Genomic DNA, 15,937 nt, shown 5'->3' with positions numbered 1-15,937 from the left:
GACAGGCAGCATCAACTATGTTGTTCCGTGCTCATTATCCAGGCCATGACATGCCAAAGCGGTTTAAAATATAGCGGCTCATGCCATGAGCCAGCTCACGTTCGCTGAAAAAGAATTTTCCTTCAAAATCATGATCCTGTTTTAACAGTAAGGCATCTTCTTCACTTTGTACGCGGACAGCGATTTCAATTTTGGGGTTGAGCTGATGTGCGATATGGATCATCTGTCTGACATTGAAGGTATCCGATGTTGCGATAACCAACATGCCGGCACGGGCTATATGGGCTTGAATCAGTACGTTGGGATCGGAAGCATCACCATAGACGGCAACGATTTTTCGTTTGCCCAGCTGCTCCACCAGACAGCGATCCTGATCAACCACCACATAGGGCAATTCCTGTTGCGCCAGTATGCGCTCAATGCGTCTGCCAACCCGGCCATATCCTACCAGAACCACTTGTCCGGAGAGAAACTTCGCGTCTGTCGACATGGGCAGGCTGCTGAGGGGATCGATGGATTGCGTGTAGGGATCCGTCCATGACGCCTTGCTTCTCAGCCATGTCTGTAAGGGTTCGATGATTTTAAAAACAAAAGGATTGATGGCAATGGACAGCAGCGCGCCGCCAATAATGAGTTCAAGGCCATCCGTTGGCAATAATTTCAAATGCACACCCAGTCCGGCCAGAATAAAGGAGAATTCGCCAATCTGAGCCAGGCTGGCTGACACGGTGAGAGCCGTATTTAATGGGTAGCGCAGGGCAATGACCAGCAGGGCGGCTGCCAGGGATTTTCCGACAACAATAACGGCTACCACAGCGAGAATTTCCAGGGGCTGCGAGATAAAAATACCGGGGTTAAACAGCATGCCGATTGACACAAAAAATAAGACAGCAAACGCATCGCGAAAGGGCAGGGATTCTTCGGCTGCCCGCCGGCTGAATTTGGATTCCCTCATGATCATGCCGGCAAAAAAAGCACCCAGCGCGAAGGACATGCCGAATAATCGAGAGGCGCCAAAGGCAATGCCAAGAGCAGCGGCAATGACTGACAGGGTAAATAATTCGCGGGAGCCGGTGCGGGTAATATGCCACAGCAGTCTGGGTACAACCCAGCGCCCGGCCAACAGCATGACGATGACAAAGGACGTCATTTTAAATAAAGTCAGGCCCAGTACCCACCACAGATTTTTGCTTTCTCCATCAACCGGGTGAGAGCCTGCCCAGCCTGCCAGCAAGGGCAGAAAAACAAGGACCAGGATCATAACGAGATCCTCTACAATCAGCCAGCCTACCGCGATTTGCCCGTTGAAACTACCGAGAATGCCCTGAGACTCGAGTGCGCGAATAAGTACAACGGTACTGGCTACAGACAAGGCAAGTCCAAATACCAGCGCGCTTGCCCAGCCCCATCCCCAGCAGATGGCCAGTGCTGCACCCATCAGCGTGGCCGCCACAATCTGCAGCAAAGCACCCGGCAGGGCAATTTTTCGGGTTTCCAGTAAATGCTCGAGCGAAAAATGCAGTCCAACCCCAAACATCAGCAGCATAATGCCGATTTCAGCCAGTTCGGCCGCAATACCGGCATTGGCTACAAAACCGGGCGTAAATGGGCCAATGATTACCCCGGCAACAAGGTAGCCAACCAGCGTTGGAAGACGGATTTTGACGGCGATAAAGCCCATTAACAGGGCTAAACCAAGGGCTGTAGCGATGGTTGAGATGAGCGGCAGACTATGATGCATGAATTCTATTCCCTGATTGGTATGTTTTCGTCCTGACGGGATGAAGGCTCTCCTGTTAATACCATGAATACATAATGTATTTTTTTAAGCTTATAGCCTGTGTCCTGTTATGTAAAGCGATTGGTGACGACAAACGATCGGTCAAATATCGGTCAAATAGATTTTATTTTGAATCGATTTTCTTTGCAGAAGCCTCCGCGCTCGTCTATTCTCAATCATGTGAGTGATGATTCTGTCGTCACTCTGTTTTTTTTAAGTTTCCTCGGTGTTATCTTAAAAAAATTCGGCTTTACCACTCAGACAATAGGATTCGATCATGAAAATATTAAAAAGCATGATGTTTTCAGCCATGACCGCCTGCTCCGCTTTTGCTTATGCAGACAGCACCCCACCCACCTATAATATTTCAACACTGCTTGATATGTCGACAAACAGTGCGTTTGCTCAGGCAAACTGCCCTGTTTCAAATGGAAATTATACCTGTAATGTTGCAGGCTCTACCCGAGACATACTGGGAAATATCTATGTCACCATGTCTTTACCCAAGGGCAAGATATTCAAAATTACCCCAGCGGGCAAGGCCTCTCTTTATGCGACCATTGATATTGGTAATGACGACCCGGCTGCGATTGACAATAACAACATAGCGTTTCGTGTCACCATGGATGCCCTGGCAAACCTTTACGTCTCTTTTCGATCCGTTGACAGCACGCAGAATCCAACCGACATGAATGGGGTATGGGTCGTACCTGCCGGTGGTGGTCATTGTGCGCTCGACTCCAGCAACACCTGTAAAAAACTGTTCCCAGCGATTGGTCAGACAACGAGTCCGGTTTTGCGATTCGTTGATGGTGTCACCCTTGACGGTTATGGCAACCTGTATCTTGCCGATGCGCAAATGGGGAATGTCTGGAAAATCAACCTGTTCAACAAAAAAGGTGCTTTGTGGGCTGGAACCGATGCCGGAAGCTCCCCGAACTTTCTTGCTGGCAATCCGATCGACATTTTGCTCGGTTCACCATTAAGCGGCAGGGGATTTGGTGTGGTTGGGCTTGACTATGACAAATTAAAAAATGTGTTATATGCGACCAACTTTGATACGGGCAGCGTTATTGCCGTTCCGGTCAGATTAAACGGTTCTGCGGGCACACAAAGTGTGGTACTGAATCTTTCTGCTCAGGACAGACAGCTCGAAGCCATCCAGATTGTTGACGACCTCTTCAATGTTAACGGAAGGAAACTGGTTGTCGCCAATACTTTGTCTGGGTTTGTCGGATTTTCCAGATTTATCGGTTGTCAGCAGAATATCCCTGGCTTTTGCCCAGCGGCGTTTATTCAGCCTGCCAGCGGCCAACAGCTCTTATCTGCTAATCTTGACGCACCTGGCGCATTAAGCTTTCAACCCTTGATCAACGATCCAGTGCTTCAGGCACCTGCCTCAATCATCAATGGGGTTCTCCGTTCACAGACCTTATACATCAATGCCCTTGGACAACTTGATGGATCTGGTTCAAAAATCCTGAAAGCCACCCCTGTAAAATAACACCTCCCCATTCCCCCGCCCAGGCGGGGGATCTAACTGTTCAATTCCTGCCGGGGACGTGCTCCGGTTTTTGCCGTTTTTGTCTGCCTGGGTTTCTGTCTGAGCAGGGCTTTCTTGAGTGAAAGAGGGGGTGTCAGTGGTGGGTAAATGGGTTGGTTGTTCAGACCCCGCGACCTTCGCCGCGGGGATTCGGATGTCGCTGTCAGTGCTGGAACTGCTCGTCTTCTGTGCTGCCTTTGAGGGCTGTTGTGGTGCTTTGTCCCTGCATAATGATATTTTGCACGGCATCGAAGTATCCGGTGCCGACAAAGGCCTGGTGCCTGGTAGCGCGGAAGCCTGATTTTTCCTGCCCCATCTCACGTTGCTGCATTTGCGAGTAGGCGTACATGCCGGATTCGTTGTAATGTTTGGCAATTTCAAACATGCCCAGATTCAGGCTGTGCCAGCCAGCCAGTGTTACAAACTGGTATTTGTATCCCATGGCGAACAGCTGTTCCCGGAATGTTCTGAGATCGTTTTCGTCCAGATTGGCCTGCCAGTTAAACGAGGGAGAACAGTTGTAGCATAGCAGTTTACCCGGAAATCTGGCATGAATGGCTTCGGCAAATTCACGTGCTTCTGCCAGGTTGGGCTTGGCTGTTTCGCACCAGATGATATCGGAATAAGGTGCATAGGCCAGACCGCGGCTGATAGCCTGTTTTATTCCCTGATTAACGTAGTAGAAGCCTTCGCTGGAACGTTGTCCTGTCAAAAAGGGCTTGTCATTGTCATCAAAGTCGCTGGTAATTAAATTGGCGCCATTGGCATCTGTTCTGCCAATAATGAGGGTTGGAACGCCGCAGACATCTGCAGCCAGACGGGCTGCTATCAGTTTGTTGACGGCTTCGCTGGTAGGAGTCAAAACCTTCCCGCCCATATGACCGCATTTTTTGGCTGATGATAACTGATCTTCAAAATGAACCGCGGCAGCACCTGCGCGAATCATGTGTTTCATCAATTCAAAGGCGTTGAGATTGCCGCCAAAGCCGGCTTCTGCATCGGCAATGATCGGGGCGTACCAATCAATGCTTCTGTCGTTATCAAGACCATGAATTTCATCTGTTCGCTGCAGCGCCTTATTAATGCTTTCCACCAGCCTGGGGACGGAATCAACGGGATAAAGACTTTGGTCGGGGTACATTTGCCCTGATGAGTTGTTATCGCCGGCAACCTGCCAGCCGGAGCAGTAAATCGCTTTCAGTCCGGCCTGAACGGCCTGAATGGCCTGGTTGCCCGTCAGACAGCCCAGAGCCGTGACGGGTTTATTTTGCTGCAGAAGATTCCAGAATTTATGGGCGCCATGCATGGCCAGAGAATATTCCATCTTCAGGGAAGGCCTTAATCGGACCACGTCTTCTGCGCTGTAAGGACGCACAACACCCTTCCATCGGGGATTGTTTTCCCAGTCTTTGGTTAATTCGCTGATTTGATCGGTCGCATTCATGACGGCACCTTTTGATTGATTAAATTATCATAGGCCTGGGTTGTGAGAAAATCACAAAACACAGGATCAAAAACCATTTTCCGCAATAAAGTATCAGCTTTTGACAGCGCCTCTGTTGGACGTTCTTCCTTTAGATGCTGCGCGTGAAGAAGCTGGTATTCCTCCTCAAAAAAACGTTGTAACAGGGCGGGGTTTAATACGTTCCCGTCAGACAGGCGGGCTGAAAACTTCAGCCACTGCCACAACTGGGCGCGACAGATTTCTGCCGTTGCCGCATCCTCCATCAGATTGCGAATGGGGACGCAGCCATTTCCCGTCAGCCAGGATTCCAGATAGAGCAGGGCTACTGTGATGTTGGTCCTGACGCCCTGTTCGCTGACATCACCCGCCGGTACCGCCAGCAAATCCCGGCTGCTGAGCGCCGAAACATCTGGCATTTTCGACAGCTGATTGGCTTCGGGCATGTATTTATCGAAAGCTTCCAGAGCAATCGGGATGAGGCCTGGGTGAGCTACCCAGGTGCCATCATGTCCTGCCTGCGCTTCACGCTGTTTGTCTGCGTACACGCGCGCCATGGCCTCCTGATTGGCTTTTTCATCCTGTTTGACCGGGATTTGTGCGGCCATGCCACCCATGGCGTGGATTCCGCGTTTGTGGCAGGTATTGATTAACAGGGTAACGTAGGCGCTGAGGAAATGGCAGGTCATGGTGACCTGTTGTCTATCCGGCAGCACGCAGGCTGCGTGATTGCGGAATTTTTTAATGAAGGAAAAAATATAATCCCAGCGGCCGCAGTTTAATCCTACAATGTGATCGCGCAATTCATAGATGATCTCGTCCATTTCAAAGGCTGCGGTGATGGTTTCAATCAACACCGTCACTTTGATGCTGCCTTGTGGCAGATTTAACAGTTCCTGGGCTTTGATAAACACATCATTCCAGAGTCGGGCTTCCTGATGCGATTCCAGTTTAGGCAGATAAAAATAGGGTCCCGTTCCCTGTGCGAGCAGTGCATTTGCGTTGTGAAACAGGTAAAGCATGGCGTCAAACAGAGAGGCGGACATCGGTTCGCCATCAATCAGAACATGCGCTTCATCCAGGTGCCAGCCGCGGGGGCGAACAATTAAAACGGCATGATTTTTATTAAGGTGGTACTCTTTGTGCGATTGGGGATCGGTATAGGTGATGGTTTTATTTACGGCATCACAGAGGTTGACCTGGCCTTCGAGGCAGTTGCTCCAGGTTGGTGAGTTGGAGTCCTCAAAGTCAGCCATGAATACCCTGGCACCGCTGTTTAGCGCGTTGATGATCATCTTTCTGTCAACAGGTCCGGTAATTTCGACGCGTCTGTCCATTAAGTCCGGGGGGGTATTGTTCACGGTCCAGTTGCCGTTGCGAATCCCGGCTGTTTCTTCAGAAAAATCGGGAAAAATTCCCTGGTCAAACTGTGCCTGTCTTTTCTGTCGCTCCAGCAGAAGTTCCTTTCGCCTGGCGCGGGCAAAGCGTTCCATGGTTGTCAGAAAAAGCATGGCCTCCGGCGACAGAATGTAGCGGTTCGAAGGGGACAGCGAGCCTGTTATCTGATAGTGCTTTGCATTCATCCGTATTCGTCCATTAAATATTGTTTGTCATGCAATTTTAATAATAACATATATCTGATATTTCGCTATTTTCGAGGCTGGGAATGCCTTTTAAACATCCCTCCTGTCCATGTTTGACTCATCTTTGCTGGGTAGGTATACTTTTGCACAATTTTTGTGTCTGTGAACCTCGTCATGCCTGAAAAAATATTAAGTCAATTTCCCAGTTTGCACAGTGTTTGTATAGAGCCTGTGATGAAAGACGCGAGCATGGATGCGGGTACGAAGCTGCTTTATCTCGAACGGGCCCTTACCCTGGATTGCGATTCTTTTCTCAAATCGCTGGATTTACTGTATCGCCCGGAAGGCGGCCCCTCATTGGTCAGTATTGGCGCATTAAAGCAACTTAATGACTGGTCTTTAAGTCAGGATGATCGTGAGGCGTTCAGGCAGGTCATTCAACCAACCGTAGACAGGCTGAAACAGGGAAATCTGTTTGAACTGGGGGAGTTGATGAACGCAAGAAGAGACGTAGAAAGTCGTCTTGAGCCCTGTTCGCTGTGGTGTTTTGATCTGGAGCTTCCACTGTCGCAAATGTTCCACTGGATAAGCTATTACACGGAAATTTTTGATGAACATCCCGAGTACCTGTCAATTGTTAACTGGCATGGCCGGCGGGCATGCGAGCTGATTCAGTGTTCAGGCATGACTCAGAGGGAGATGGAAATTCTCGCGACCGATGAGTTAAAGCTTAACCTGGCCATGCAGTATTTACCGGCACTGCGTGCCATTCTGCGTACAACGCTCTTCACGGGTGAAAGCCTTTTCCAGGTCGATTGTGAGCGCCTCAGTCTCTTGCTGGACAACCCTGACGAGACCTCAATACTGATGAACAGCTGTTACATGTCAAGCGGGATGCTTTCCAGACTGGAGCCCTCTATTCTGACCGGATTATTGGATAACGCCTCTTTCCTGGCTCCGCTGTCGCAGGAAAATCGTGGCTGGCTGCCGGCCTTGCTCGTTTCGCAAAGCCCCAGTATTCCTCTGGTTATAAGACATGCTGATAAGTATCTGCGCTTGATCAAGGGCGTGCCGATATTGGTGAATTCGTTGCTGGCGACGGATAAGACACGCCTGGAATGTATCCTGAACGATGTAGATAATACGCTGTATCTGCTGATCCACACGTCTGTCACACTTGAGCAGTTGCAGGAACTACCGCTTCCCGTGTTTCATGCTGTGTTTGAAAGACTGGATAATTTAATTAATCATCTGATATGTGGCTGCGATATTCCTGCCGAGACATTACTGAATACAAATGTCGCTGTTTTATCGCTGTTGCTGCAACAGGCCCGACGGGTCCTGGCCCTGGTCACAGAAGATGAATCCATCAGCGCGGATGCCCTACTGGAACTGCCATGTGAGCAGCTCAGTACGTTATTGATGCATCCAGAATCCGATGAAGCGCGGGAAATTCACGATACCTTATCAAACAGCGGTGCTCTTCGGTTTAATTAGGATGGCGCTCCGGCAGGATATTGGCGGCTGGCGCATCCACAGGGCTGTCCCATCTTAATTTGAACTGAAGTTAATCAGTTGGCACGCTCTGCTCCCTTCTCCCTTGAGGGAGAAGGGCTGGGGATGAGGGTGGTGGGTGTGGCACGCCCATGAATAAACACATGGATGCGGCTTGCGAAATATCCGCAACTCATATGGTAAGTGCATTTGCCACTGGCGCCCGGTTGATTTTGGCACAACAAAAAGTCGATGAAAAATCTAGTGAGATAACGGCGATCCCGACATTATTAGACCTCCTGGATTTGATGGTGGTCAGCCTATGGATGCTATTGAGTATGACTTGCTACGAACCAAATATTTGGAAAGCTGTGGGTATCGAGTTTTGCTACTATGGAACCATGAGGTTTTTAAAAATATACAGGGTGTGATGGACGGCATTCTTGATTTACTCGAGACAGTGCCACACCCACCTCCCTCATCCCCAGCCCTTCTCCCTCAAGGGAGAAGGGAGCAGATCGTCTCAACTGATTAACTTCGGTTTAATTAAGATGGGACAGCCCTGGGCGCATCCAGCCTTTACACGTCAGGCAGGGCTTGTTAACGTATCATGACATTTTATTAGATATCCTGTGGCTGTACCCTGCAGGCCGCAATGGAGGAAGATTTTGTTTAAAAGAACAGGGATTGATTCTTTCTTATTTTTTTTAAAAATAACCCTGTGGTTCATGGCATCACCGCTCTTTCTTCAGCCTGCCATGGCGGCTCATCGCATCATCAATTTGACCGTAGAGTACAAAACAGTAAATTTTGCTGGAAAAATCAGGCAGGCTATCGCGGTCAATGGCAGCATTCCTGCGCCAGCTCTGCATTTTAAAAAAGGCGACAGGGTTACCATTAATGTTCACAACCGGTTGGACAAAGAAACGGCTATCCATTGGCATGGCTTGATTCTGCCCTGGCAAATGGATGGTGTTCAGGGCGTAACCCAGCGCGGTATTCCTCCAGGCGGTGTTTTTCAGTATCAGTTTAACTTAGAGCAGGCGGGTACCTATTGGTATCATGCTCACGCAGGGTTACAGGAACAACAGGGGTTATACGGCGCTTTCATTATCGATCCAGATACGGCTCCTGATTATAAATATAACGGGGATTATGTGATTGTTCTGTCCGACTGGAGTAATACGGCACCAGAAAAAATAGTAGCCAATCTTAAAAGAGAAGGGGACTATTACTCCCCTGATTTTCCGCTGCAGCCCTCCCTGGCCAGATTTATTCATGACTATCGTAAAGCGGATCGCAGCGAGCGGAAAAAAATCGTTGATGATTATAAAATGATGCAGCAGATGCGAATGAGTCTATATGATATCAGCGACGTAGCCTATGACGCTTTTTTATTAAATGGAAAACCCAACGCCTCTCCCTGGACGGCTCTGGTAAAACCGGGCGATGTGGTCAGGCTGCGTTTTATCGGGGCAGGCGGCAGCACCATTTTTAATGTAAAAATTCCTGGAACATCGATGCAGATGGTGCATGTTCAGGGTAATGATGTCACACCTTATACCATAAACGAATTTAAGATAGCGCCCGGCGAAACCTATGATGTGCTGGTCAAAATCAAACAGAACCGTCCTCATATCATTTATGCTGAATCCATTGATACTCTTGGTGCCGCTTATGGTGCCTTAATCACCAAAACGGATCAGCCTGTGAATTACAAAGGGGTTACACCGTTTCCAGAGCCACTGCCGGTCATGCGGGAGATGATGACGTTAATGATGGATCACTCGGCTCACCATAATATGAATATGGGGAGCATGGACATGAGTTCGATGGATATGAGTTCTATGGATATGGGATCCATGAGCATGCCAGTTGAACCCAGCATCAAGGGCGACAGCTTTTCGCCTTATTCGCCATCTCCAGCCAAAACCGTTGGAACAAAATATCAGGATTTAAAGGCCGCTGTTAAAACCAATGATCCTGACAAGCCGGTAAGCCAGGTCATTAAAATGGAACTATTCGGTTATATGGACCGCTATATCTGGTTTATCAATGGAGTACCAGAACACAGAGCGAAGCCTATCCTTTTGGAGCCAGGCAAACGATATCGTTTTATTTTCACCAATCCATCCATGATGCGTCATCCCATGCACATTCATGGGCACTGGTTCATTCTGCGTAACGGACATGGACGCTATGATCCCCTGCTGCATACAATTGACGTGCCGCCGGGGGCGACCATAACCGCCGATCTTGATACCGATGCCAGTGGACAATGGCTGTTTCACTGCCACCTTCTTTACCACATGATGAGCGGCATGACCCGGGTTTTTCAGTACAGTACCCTGATTGAGCTCGTCAAGGGCGAAGAAAAACCGGAGCATGTCATCAAACAGAGCGCCTTTGTTAATCGCCCGATTGTCCGCGTTGATAAAGAGCCCGTTGATGCGTCTCTGGTTCATCATCCCATGCCGCACGCCATGAGCCTTTACAAAGCCAGCTATCTCGAGCTGGGCGAGGATCCGTTCCACAACGTGCAGAAACTGACTTTTAACGGCTTGTATGGTCAGGATTACAATCGGCTTGAACTGTATGTAAACGATGCCGAAATGGAGAAAGGTGAGGTACAGAATGCCGATATGGATATATTTTACTGGCGCCTGGTCAGTCAATTCTGGGCAATAAAAGGCGGAGTGAACTATTTCTATCGTCCGGCTCAAAAGCCTTACTGGCAACCCGGTATTGGTGTAGAGGGATTGATGCCTTATTTCATCGATACTAATCTGCGGGCTTACTATTACAGCAACAGTTTTAAACTGGATGCTGAATTTTCCCGTGATACCCAGCTCACTGACAATCTTTTTATCAGAACCGGTATTCGGGGTATTCTGGCAACGAAAACGGTGGTATCCGCAGAAATTGGAAGTGGCCTGAACCAAATGAGGTATATTGTCAGACCATATTACCGTTTAATGCCTGGCTTATCCCTTTTTGCTGAGTATGAACACGAGCAGGATTACGGCGCGTTTAAAAACATGCAGGCTCGAACTGATCAAACGGGCGTTGCAGATACGATAAGCCTTGGGCTTGCTGCACTGTTTTAGCTGCCAGCATTAAAAACAGGCTCAGGCACTCGATCCTGCTGAATATCGGCCAGCGAGTTGCATTCGAGAAGGCTGATGTCGCTCAGGGCTTCAACCTGGTGCGTCACTCTGGCATCAACTTCTACAATGCAGGGAGCGGATAGCTGATGCGTTACGATTTGATCTTCATCAATCCGGCGCCAGGAAAACCGCATGCTGCCTGACAACAGCAAAAACAGTTTGGGACTGGTACTTGCAAACTGCCCCTGATGCCAGGTATTTCCTGAGATGCTGCCCTGGCGGCGTGTGATGAAAATGAATCTGTCGCGCCTGCTTTGCAAGTCTAATTCAAAAGTGCTGCCGCGTTCGTCCTCGCCCAGCTTACTGAATTCTCTGATTCTGACCGGTTTATCCATGTTGATGACTCCTTTAAGGGTTGCAAATCTGTTTTTCTAATGCAGGCTACATTGATATAATATCCATCACAATGATCCTGATATGCCGTAGGTTGGGCCGAGGCCAAACCTACATCACTGGCGGAAAGGCGTCCAGATCCGTGGCTTTGAAATAGCCCTTTTTCATGCAGGCCAGGGTCAGCAGCATCTGCTTTCTGATAAGCGGTGTCCGACAGAACAGACCATGCATCTGATCGCGTAAAACCCCCATGACACGACTGGATGACTGGAACCAGGGGGTGACGAAACGACTGGCATTCTGATAAAAATTCAATTGTGATTTTCTTGTTTTGGAATAGACGGCCAGAGCCTGTAGCACCGGATACTGCTTAAGACACTGCGATAGAACCTGGGCATCAATCAAGGCCAGATTTGCTCCTTGCCCCAGTTGCGGGCTCATGCCGTGCGCTGCATCCCCAATCACAACCACACGCTGGTCATGCCAGGGGTACATGCTGATGTCGGCGTAGCGGGCGAAGGCAAACTGCTCATGCGAGTGAAACTGTTCAAAAAACGAAGCGAGCCTCGGCCACAGGCTGATGACTTGCTCCTGCCACTGAGGAAAGGGGGTGTCCAGCCAATCCTGGTGGCGTGCCTGATGCAGGCTCCAGAAAAAACTGAGCAGCAGTCGCTTATCCTGATACCCCATGGGCAGTATGCCTGCCATGATATCAGTGTGCCGGTACATCTGTTCAAGTATGCTGCCAGACTGTTGCTGATGATCATGGCCAATCGCCCACAGAGCACCCCAGTCGTAGGGTTTGACGCGTATTTTTCCCGGCAGGCTGTGACGCAGACGGGAGCGGGAGCCATCGGCAATAACCACGCAATCATAGGGGCCAAAAACGCTTCCTTCGCTGTTTTTCAGAAAAACCTGGTCAGGGCCGTTGTCTATTTCGCTGATGTCACAGGGATGAATAAGCTTAACCCCCCGCGCAAGCATGGCCTGGTAGAGCTCGTCATACAAAACGGCGCGGGCCATGCCAAGACCTGTATGCCAGGAAACCAAATCCGCGTAGCGCAGATCGAGAACCATTTTCCCTTTGTGATTATGCCCCTGCAAACCCGACACCACCGCGCCTTTGTTAATCAGAGACTGAGCCAGACCAAGGGCGTTCAATACATCCAGCCCGGCAGGCTGTAGCAGAAAGCCGGCACCAACCGGTTTCAAATCGGCAACTTTATCAAACACGCTGACGGCAACGCCCGGTTGTTTTAAAAACAAAGCCGCTGCGGGCCCGGCAATACCACAGCCAACAATCGCAATATTCAATGGGACAGTCCATGATAAACGGTCTGTTATTTGAGCATGTCAGGGCGTATAAGTCACGAGTTATCGAGGGGGAGATCAGGCGCAATATACTGTCATTGCGAGCGTCAGCGAAGCAATCCACGTTCACAGATATGAACCATGGATCGCTTCGCTGATGCCCGCAATGACGGCGATAAATTACCTATGTACTCTGGTTTTGTCAGCCATTAGCTGGCAGCGCGCTGAATAACCTGACCGCCTTTTGATACGTCTTTACCTACGCCTTTAACAGTGTTGCAGCCGGCAAGCGAACCAGCTAATACGGTAAGCAAAGCAAGTGTCATTATTCTTTTCATGATAGTCATCCTTTACTGTAAGGTTTTAAAATTTCAGGTTTAACGATATTAATCTTAAGACAAGCATGACCATTTCGCCAGTCATGGCTGTGCAGCCAGGTAAAACAGCTCTCACTTGTTATCTATCGATTATCAGCTATAGTCATTTTACAGAGAAAAACCTGAGAATCGCATGTTTCAGGGTGTCATTTTTGATTTCGACGGGGTGATTTTAGACAGTGAACCACTACACTATCAGGCCTTTGCTTCGGCGCTGGAAAAAACTGGATTAAGTTTAAGCTACGATGAATACATAAAAAAATATCTTGGCCTGTCGGATAAGGATCTGTTTCCCCGTTTTTTTGCCGATAGAGCCTATTGTTTTTCACTGGACGAAGTCGATTGGCTTAAACGCAAAAAAACCAGTCAATATCAGGATATCATCAGGCATTGTGCCGATTTGCCCATGATTGATTCTGCTGATGAATTCATCATTCATACGGCCGGTCGGGGATCAAAAACAGCGATTTGTTCTGGTTCTACCCGTAATGAAATAAAGACGGTTCTTGCAAACCTGGTACAAGGGCGCCTGCAAGACTGTTTTAATACGATTGTGAGCTCTGATGATGTACAACAAGGCAAACCCTCACCCGAAGGTTACCTGTTAACAGCCCGGCAGCTGAATCTGGCGCCAGAGGAATGTATGGTGATAGAGGATACCCCACACGGGATAGAGGCAGCAAAGGCTGCCGGTATGTACGTTGTGGCGCTTTCAGCCAGTTACACGACTGAAAGCGATCTTAAGCATGCTGACAGGATAATACATCATTTCAGTCAGCTGTTATCGGGATCATAGTCTCATGTTAACGCAGCTGAGCCGATTGGGATGCTTGTTCATGATAACTCTGAATCAGCTCATCCTTGTTCATATCAGCCCAGATTGAGCATTGTTCCCAGTACTCAAAAGGCGATACCCTGTCCCCGATCGTTTCGCTGACCTGATGGGCTTTTTCAGATAGCCAGGCTCTAAATTCACTGGGCAGATCCTCATACTTCGAAAAAGACAGGGGCTGTTCCGGTGGAGCAACGGGAGCGGGAGCTGGTGGGAAAAAACCGACAACATAGGAGCTGTTGCTAATGGGAGCTATTGGAGCTGCCTGCCTGGTATTTTTGTTTTGTTCGATGGCATCGCTTATTCCTTCATCATGTGGGGCACTTCCCTGTAATGTTTCCGGTACATCAAAGGCCAGAACTTTGATCTGTGGTTGGGATTCCTGAGGCAAAATGGGAGTGGACGATGACGCGTAAGAAACGGGGCTTTCCTGTGGAGCCGGGGTAGCTGGGACATAAGTAAATGGATCGCCCAGGGAGGCAATGTGTTTAATCAAAGCCGTATCATTCCCATTGGGCTGGAACTTCAGGAATGCCATGACTAATCGCAAAGGCCGAGTATGTTGAGCAATTATCTCACAGACAAAGGGATTAAATAAATCCGGGGTAGACCTTGTTTTATGGAAGAGATGCGACAGCGCCTGGTCAACATCGCCTCTTATGCCGCTGTCGCTGATGCCGTCAACAATGGATGCTCTGGCTGATTGAAGGCTGTACTCAGGCGCTACTGGCGAGGAAGAGCTGGCGACAGACACCTCTGATTGGGCGACTGGACTATAGTCGGGCAACTTCCTGACAAGTAGTATATGATTTGCTTTGCTCTTGGTAAAACATTCGTGCAGGTTACTGGTATCCTTTAATTCTCCACCAGGTAACATTAACCGTTGCTCATCGGCAGGAATCCCGGATTGACTGAATATTTTCTGTTTTATTTCTAGAACGGTGTCTGAAACTTCGTTTTCGATAATGTGAGTTTCACCAGTTAACGCTTTAATATAAAGAGTAGGCATCATATTTTCCTTCTGCGGTTTCTGCGAATAATCTGAATAGTGATTCAGGTTTGACTTATTATCACAGGAAAATATTAACTGAATATTAAATGTACATGTTTTAACTGATTTTTTACTTTGTACCGGACGAAAAGTGGAAATCAGCCCTTGTAGCCCGGATTAGCGCCAGCGTAATCCGGGAAACCGGGCACATACGTAGAGCCGAGCCAGGGTGACCATGGCGTCCCGGATTACGGCTGCGCCTAATCCGGGCTACGTGAGCTGATTTTTTACTTTGTACCGGACGAAAAGCGGAAATCAGCCCTTGTAGCCCGGATTAGCGCCAGCGTAATCCGGGAAACCAGCCACATACATAGAGCCGGGCCAGGATGACCGTGGCGTCCCGGATTACGGCTGCGCCTAATCCGGGCTACGTGAGCTGATTTTTTTACTTTGTACCGGACGAAAAGCGGATGTCAGCCCTTGTAGCCCGGATTAGCGCCAGCGTAATCCGGGAAACCAGCCACATACGTAGAGCCGGGCCAGGATGACCGTGGCGTCCCGGATTACGGCCGCGCCTAATCCGGGCTACGTGAGCTGATTTTTTACTTTGTGCCGGACGAAAAGCGGATGTCAGCCCTTGTAGCCCGGATTAGCGCCAGCGTAATCCGGGAAACCAGCCACATACATAGAGCCGGGCCAGGATGACCGTGACGTCCCGGATTACGGCTGCGCCTAATCCGGGCTACGTGAGCTGATTTTTTACTTTGTACCGGACGAAAAGTAGATGTCAGCCCTTGTAGCCCGGATTAGCGCCAGCGTAATCCGGGAAACCGGCCACATACGTAAAGCCGGGCCAGGATGACCGTGGCGTCCCGGATTACGGCTGCGCCTAATCCGGGCTACGTGAGCCTTTGTACCGGACGAAAAGCGGATGTCAGCCCTTGTAGCCCGGATTAGCGCCAGCGTAATCCGGGAAACCGGCCATATACGTAGAGCCGGGCCAGGATGACCGTGGCGTCCCGGATTACGGCTGCGCCTAATCCGGGCTACGTGAGCTGATTTTT

The 15,937-nt window shown here is 49.3% G+C and carries 13 protein-coding genes and 1 pseudogene; 6 read left to right on the top strand and 8 right to left on the bottom strand.

Translation table 11 applies throughout. The annotated features are described in order from the left end of the window. Positions 1–34: 34 nt before the first annotated feature. Positions 35–1,741: a cation:proton antiporter gene (locus ACQUTA_RS07870; protein WP_444987684.1), complete on the bottom strand. Its 1,707-nt coding sequence runs from the start codon at positions 1,739–1,741 to the stop codon at positions 35–37. A gap of 316 nt (positions 1,742–2,057) precedes the next feature. Between ACQUTA_RS07870 and ACQUTA_RS07865 the strand changes: the two genes are divergently transcribed. Beyond that, positions 2,058–3,284: an NHL repeat-containing protein gene (locus tag ACQUTA_RS07865; RefSeq protein WP_444987683.1), complete on the top strand. Its 1,227-nt coding sequence runs from the start codon at positions 2,058–2,060 to the stop codon at positions 3,282–3,284. A gap of 202 nt (positions 3,285–3,486) precedes the next feature. Here ACQUTA_RS07865 and aceA read toward each other — a convergent pair whose 3' ends face one another. Further along, positions 3,487–4,767, bottom strand: coding sequence for an isocitrate lyase (aceA, locus tag ACQUTA_RS07860; protein WP_444987682.1), 1,281 nt, complete (start codon positions 4,765–4,767; stop codon positions 3,487–3,489). After that, entirely contained in the window at positions 4,764–6,368 is a 1,605-nt protein-coding gene (aceB, locus tag ACQUTA_RS07855; RefSeq protein WP_444987681.1) for a malate synthase A, read from the bottom strand. The genes aceA and aceB overlap by 4 nt, the downstream gene beginning before the upstream one ends. A 234-nt stretch (positions 6,369–6,602) precedes the next feature. Here aceB and ACQUTA_RS07850 point away from each other — a divergent pair, with 234 nt between their 5' ends. From ACQUTA_RS07850 to ACQUTA_RS07835, 4 genes and pseudogenes are all read left to right on the top strand, one after another. After that, a complete protein-coding gene (locus tag ACQUTA_RS07850; RefSeq protein WP_444987680.1) occupies positions 6,603–7,865 on the top strand; it encodes a hypothetical protein in 1,263 nt (420 codons plus the stop codon). 185 nt (positions 7,866–8,050) lie between these two features. Then, positions 8,051–8,170, top strand: a pseudogene (locus ACQUTA_RS07845) (ISAs1 family transposase); the annotation flags it as partial. 35 nt (positions 8,171–8,205) lie between these two features. After that, positions 8,206–8,397 (top strand): DUF559 domain-containing protein, encoded by a 192-nt coding sequence (locus ACQUTA_RS07840; RefSeq protein WP_510175185.1) that lies wholly within the window; start codon positions 8,206–8,208, stop codon positions 8,395–8,397. Between the two features lie 193 nt (positions 8,398–8,590). After that, entirely contained in the window at positions 8,591–10,969 is a 2,379-nt protein-coding gene (locus tag ACQUTA_RS07835) for a multicopper oxidase domain-containing protein (protein ID WP_444987760.1), read from the top strand. Here ACQUTA_RS07835 and ACQUTA_RS07830 read toward each other — a convergent pair. The 3 genes from ACQUTA_RS07830 to ACQUTA_RS07820 all read right to left on the bottom strand — a co-directional run bounded on the left by ACQUTA_RS07830 (position 10,966) and on the right by ACQUTA_RS07820 (position 13,011). Then, positions 10,966–11,364, bottom strand: a complete 399-nt coding sequence (locus ACQUTA_RS07830; RefSeq protein WP_444987678.1) for a polysaccharide biosynthesis C-terminal domain-containing protein — start codon at positions 11,362–11,364, stop codon at positions 10,966–10,968. The two genes, ACQUTA_RS07835 and ACQUTA_RS07830, sit on opposite strands and share 4 nt — an antisense overlap. A gap of 109 nt (positions 11,365–11,473) precedes the next feature. Further along, a complete protein-coding gene (locus ACQUTA_RS07825; protein WP_444987676.1) occupies positions 11,474–12,676 on the bottom strand; it encodes an FAD-dependent oxidoreductase in 1,203 nt (400 codons plus the stop codon). Positions 12,677–12,882: 206 nt separating this feature from the next. Beyond that, entirely contained in the window at positions 12,883–13,011 is a 129-nt protein-coding gene (locus ACQUTA_RS07820; RefSeq protein WP_444987675.1) for an entericidin A/B family lipoprotein, read from the bottom strand. Between the two features lie 172 nt (positions 13,012–13,183). Between ACQUTA_RS07820 and ACQUTA_RS07815 the strand changes: the two genes are divergently transcribed. Next, positions 13,184–13,846 (top strand): HAD family hydrolase, encoded by a 663-nt coding sequence (locus ACQUTA_RS07815; protein ID WP_444987674.1) that lies wholly within the window; start codon positions 13,184–13,186, stop codon positions 13,844–13,846. 7 nt (positions 13,847–13,853) lie between these two features. On the opposite strand, the gene ACQUTA_RS07810 is transcribed toward ACQUTA_RS07815, so the two are convergent. Beyond that, positions 13,854–14,894 carry a ubiquitin-like domain-containing protein gene (locus tag ACQUTA_RS07810; RefSeq protein ID WP_444987673.1) on the bottom strand — a complete coding sequence of 347 codons (1,041 nt, stop codon included), beginning with the start codon at positions 14,892–14,894 and terminating at the stop codon, positions 13,854–13,856. Positions 14,895–15,632: 738 nt separating this feature from the next. Next, on the bottom strand, positions 15,633–15,937 hold a 305-nt coding region (locus tag ACQUTA_RS07805), incomplete at its 5' end, for a hypothetical protein (RefSeq protein WP_444987672.1).

Source organism: Legionella navarrensis (genome assembly GCF_052527415.1).
Note: the sequence above shows the minus strand (reverse complement) of the source record. Positions and strands in the feature narration are given on the sequence as shown.